The following is a 5,193-nucleotide window of genomic DNA, read 5'->3' on the forward strand; positions in this document are numbered from 1 at the left end:
TTGTGCAAATAGCGGCAGGGCTAGAAAGGTGATTAAGGATAGCGCAAGGGCTGAGTGGGGTAGTCGCAAAATAAACATCCTTGTGATGAAGCGGCTCTTGGCGAAGAGAGTGATTAAGTGATTGACATCAATGTCAGTGTTATTCTGTCGTTTTTTTAGTCAGTTATTTTTGCGTCTAGAGTCCATCTCCTCAATCACGCTAAAGTATTAACTTATTTTAGATTGGGTTGGATGAGTCTCGGATAAATTGCGTTAACCAACTGTGGATCGCAAAGTTATGCTTATCAGGTAGTTTATAGGCTAATTTTTCAGCACCCTTTTTCGTCAATAGATAGGTAACATTTGTTACCTGTGAGACGCCCCAGACATCGGCAAGCTTAAAGTGTTTGGTCCTGCAGCCCTTCTTGCTGATGGTTAACATGTCATTCTCGACCGTTAACAGACAAGCACCTCTGATGAATGCCACAAACCCAAGGCTTAAAGCTATCAAGCAGGCTGACAAGGCATATTGTTAGAAAGGTGGGATATAGACTTGACGAAACATTTCTTCTTGGAAGTGCAGCATCCAGATACCCAGCAGTGCTACAGATAAAATGGGGATGTTGATCATCCAGATGACCAATGGATGTCCTTTAACACTGAGTTGCGCAACTCCAGTCTGGCGCACTAGGCCATCCTGTGGCAGAGGTGTGGGTTTACCTTTCTCCATGAGACCTGCTGGAGTGAATTTGTGTCTGTTATTACCGATTAGCAAGGCGATGTTCGTATCAAAATGTGCTTCAAAAAACGCAATTGTTTTGAGTAGGTCGGAAAAGGTCGCAATTGTGAGTGTTAGTTTGGGATGGCTGAAGAAGGTCAGAGAATAGCTATGTCTGACATGTTCGCTGGGATCTAGGAAATGCGCAAATTCGCCAGAGATTAAGCCCGATATTTCAATCAAGGATAGTTGCTCATTGAGAATGTGCTTACTGCCAAAGACAACGCCAAACCAAGATTGGGTTTGTACTAGATCTTTGCTCTTGGCGCTTATCACGACCTTGTTAAACCGGAACACAGGCAAAAATGCCGCCGCGCCAAACAGGCACATCGCCACAGGCCATTCACCGCTCTCCTGCCATTAACCGACCGCCAGCGTCATCAACATAAGACCGAAAAAGACAAAGAATATGCTTACCAAGATCCCAGCCATGCCTCGAGTATTTGTTAAAATAAGTGAGTCATCCGTGTGTTTACTTATGCTATAGCTCATGTTGGCAGGGGTCCAATCGTGTGTAGTGATATTTGCTTTGGGTAATATGTTACATTGTCATCCATTACCCTTGGTTGTCAGTGGATAATTGGGTCGGTTATTCCTATGTCTGTCGTAAGTCAAAGGCGCCCATGGGACGCCTTCTTGCGTTAAGGGTCAGGGATGCTGACCCAGATACCAACGACCATTCTCATGCTGCTCAAAAAAACAGCGGCTATTGCTGATTCCTTTTACACCTTGCACCTGATATTTCAGCTTTATGGATCGGGTTGCTTTACCTTTATATTCTCCCTGTTCCATCGGGCCTACTTCCAATATCTGATAGCTTGGCTCGGTCAGTCCCTTGAACTTCTTCTTAAAAGTTCGAGGAATGTATTTGCGGATATCCGCCTCATATTCTGCCGCCTCAGGCGGCAGTAGTTTGAGATAGAGGGTGACATCGTTATGAATGAAACCCTCGCGCATATAACTGTGACACAGGGCGGTGAGATTGGCCTCGCTCGCATCGGCCGTGCCTTGAAATGATCCATCGTTCCGTGGGGCTGACATTGCGCCCTCTGCCGCTGTTACCGCCGATGAAGCCATCAAGGTGAGAATGGATAATACGAGTGTAAATATGGCAACGGGAAAAAAACGTGGCATACATATCCTTATGATTTAAAGCATTCAACATCAATGTTATAGCGGAATGTTGTCCCGCTATTTTTCCCTTAAGCTGCCGTCATCACAATAGCACCTAAGTATTAACCCAAATGCCGAATCAGACATTTAAACCTTTATCTGCGGGCTTAAGGTCAATGCCAGTGGGCTGCAATCATGACTAGATTGAATAACGATGTGATGACCGCCAAGGCGATAACCATAATAACCAGCCGTTCCCTTGGGGGCGGCTGCTCGATAAGCTCCACGGGATAATCAAAAAATATTGCCAGATAGAGCAAGCTTCTATGGGGGTAGGCCATACCGGAAAGCTGGTAATGCTTGCCGTTGTGCAAGTGAATCGTCACACCATGGACCCGATTGCGCTTTTGCATTTCTCTGAAATAACTAACCCAATGGAAAGTGATTTTTTCAATCTCAGCTCTAGTTATAGTGCTGTTGCCGCTGCAGATATGTTGGGGCAACCTGATACAGTGGCGATTGAAAATGAACTGTGTATTAGCGTCGAGATCTGCCTTATTGATGGACAACTGACGCCACACCCAGCGCTTGCGCCAGCTCAAATATGTCAGCAACCAAATCAGTGTAATGCCTCCGGCCGCAATCAATGCGGTAACAGAACCGACACGGGTCAGTACAAGTCCCAGAAGGAGAACGGGAATGGCAGAGGACAATAATAACAGCTCCTGCCTGAGTGGCAGTGCCGTAAACCCAAGTGAAACCGGCAACCTGAATTCATCTTCATGACGGATCCTGAAATACTTGCTTTAAAAGCTGATATCAAACCATTTGAGGTCATTGAGCATGTACTTCAATGAGTTCATCCCTGCTGTTCCTTCCTCTTGTGTAACTTATATCGCCAGCCGTGAACTGGCATTTGATTGTATGACAATCTGAGATCATCAATGGAAAAGGGGCTTGCGCCCCTTTTTCATTTGTCAATACGCCATCTAAGCTCAGATATCCTCGACTATCAGAGTCTCAGCTCTCTAAAATACCAGTTCTCACCAATCCGCAAGAACTTGCAGCTGGTTGAACTACTGGTATCACGCTCATTTGATATTTCAATTGACACTTCTTTTCCTTCCACGGCACCAAGACGTTCCTTTTCAATCTTGGTCGGCTCCACTGGGTCTATTCCTTCAATAACGATGGAGGCCGGCTTTCCCTGATAGGTGTTCATATATTTCTGGTGCCTTGCGGACAATTCATTTTTCAACACCTTCTCGCCAAAAATACCCAGCCAAGGTTCAGGAAATGCCGCTACATAGGCATCAAAATCTTCATCTCTATATATGTCTAACATTCCCATACAACGTTGTACTAAAGGCTCTTGGCTGAAATCCTGTGTCGGGGCTGAGGCATTGGCGAAACCAGACGTGAGCAATAAAAACAGCGTCAATAATCTATTATTCATGTTGTAACATCCTTGCTTGATTCGTTGTGGCATTGACATAGGCACAATTTGTAATTTTGGGGTTTGCCCCTTTAACCACTTTTATCCTGTAAGACTTAATCATTTCAATAAAGTCAGGCATCTGATGCCGCCATCTTACTAATTGATGGTATCAACAAGATGTTCGATAATGCCAGTCTCTCAGCATTAATTTCAACAGACTTTTCCTCCATGAAAATAGCAACAGTGGAAGTGGGAATATAATCATTTGAATTTTTAATATACAGTTCGTTATAGCTGATATCATTTTTATTTATATCTACATTCACACCATTTTGTGTTAAGCGAAAATAACTTTTCCCATTGTTATCTTTTACATATACCTCTGAATAACCGATTATATTTTCAATGCTATCTGATTTAAGGGTAATAGTTTCCTTGATGTCAAAATAAATCTTATTACTGATTAGTTGCAGTGACTCTACGTATAGAAATCCAGAAACTGCATTCGCAGGGACTGTTATTGTTGCCTCACCATCAACAACCGAATCAGGAGAAACTACAATATCCCCAAAATGCACTGTCATGCCTGGCTGTAGGTTTCTTCCAAAGATCTTTAAAATGTCTCCAGCTTTCAGAGAAGAATCCTCCAAATCTTTTATAACTGGAGTTAGAGGAGATGAAACAGTGAAATATCTAGAGTTGCTTTTAACACTGCCACTAGCTAAATAGTATTCATATTCAGCTTCATCAACAATATTGTCAGGTAAATAAAATGAGAATCCACTTTCTGCGACATCAGATAGTTTAATGTTATAAAGTTTTGATTGACCTTTTATTACCAAGAATGAATCTGAAACAGGAATATTTTGGCCTTGAATATATACTCTTTCTCCAGGGAAAGCTCTATCAGTCATTGTCACCCCAAGCTTGTCATCAAATCTTAAAGCAAAAACCTGGAATTGTTCAGTTAATGATAGTTTTGAGAGCCTCTCAATATCATTTATATCAAGCAAGCCATCTGAATCATCATCAAGATCCAAAAAGTCGTAGATACCATCACCATCAGAATCTAATGGATTAGATATATCCACAGCTTCTTTGCTATCAGCTATGGCATTTCCATCCGAATCTGTATCAGCGAATGCACCTACACCATCTAGATCTAAATCTGTAAGTTTTTCTAAATTATCAAGTAATCCATCATTGTCAGAGTCACTATCAAGCCAATTGGGAATATTGTCATTATCCAAGTCAAGTTGTAATGCACCAAAGGCTTGAACATAGACTTCGTTACCATCGTAAACCCCATCTCCATCACTGTCGGGGTTAGATGCATCCATAGCTAATGCGTTTTCAAGCTCAGCAGGTAAACCATCATAATCAGTATCAATGAATGCTTTTACTGAGTATGTTGCATTGGCTCCCCCAGCAAGATTTTGTTCCGCTACTGCAACGTAATAAACCCCAGTTCTTTCAAATGATACAGTTGCTATCGCACCGATCTTTCCGATTGCCTCTGTATTGTTTTTTATTTCGAATATTGCTCGCCCAGTTTCATCCAATATACTGATTGTTGGCTTATAACTGAAATCATTCATAAATAAAACAAAAGTGACGGGAAGAGCAGCATTCACCTGAGATTGATCAATTTGGAATCGATAAACATCCCCATCTCCCCTTTCTTCTAAGACACCCTGCAATTTGAAAGGAAATGAATCTGAAACCACAGTGGCTACCGATGGATTGTCGTTGAATGAGGATTCAGTAGTCGTGCTGTAACTTTGCTTTTTAGCATCAAACGGATAATCATCCAATTCGTCGGGCACGCCATCACCATCTTCATCTTTATTTTCCCAAGTGCCATGGTGTTCTGTGGGCGTGACAG

General features: G+C 42.4%; 4 protein-coding genes and 1 pseudogene. All 5 read right to left on the reverse strand.

All coding sequences use genetic code 11. From position 1 onward, the window contains the following. Positions 1-511 precede the first annotated feature (511 nt). Positions 512-1,093, reverse strand: coding sequence for a hypothetical protein (locus tag SHD_RS00900; RefSeq protein WP_152526545.1), 582 nt, complete (start codon positions 1,091-1,093; stop codon positions 512-514). A gap of 312 nt (positions 1,094-1,405) precedes the next feature. Then, positions 1,406-1,891, reverse strand: coding sequence for a hypothetical protein (locus SHD_RS00905; RefSeq protein WP_023265418.1), 486 nt, complete (start codon positions 1,889-1,891; stop codon positions 1,406-1,408). A gap of 152 nt (positions 1,892-2,043) precedes the next feature. Continuing rightward, positions 2,044-2,583 (reverse strand): hypothetical protein, encoded by a 540-nt coding sequence (locus SHD_RS21745; RefSeq protein ID WP_152526546.1) that lies wholly within the window; start codon positions 2,581-2,583, stop codon positions 2,044-2,046. A 299-nt stretch (positions 2,584-2,882) separates the two neighbouring features. Then, positions 2,883-3,326 (reverse strand): hypothetical protein, encoded by a 444-nt coding sequence (locus SHD_RS00915; RefSeq protein ID WP_023265420.1) that lies wholly within the window; start codon positions 3,324-3,326, stop codon positions 2,883-2,885. 113 nt (positions 3,327-3,439) lie between these two features. Beyond that, positions 3,440-5,193: pseudogene (locus SHD_RS21925) on the reverse strand (hypothetical protein); the annotation flags it as partial.

The sequence above is a fragment of the Shewanella decolorationis S12 genome (assembly GCF_000485795.1).
Lineage (GTDB): Bacteria > Pseudomonadota > Gammaproteobacteria > Enterobacterales > Shewanellaceae > Shewanella > Shewanella decolorationis.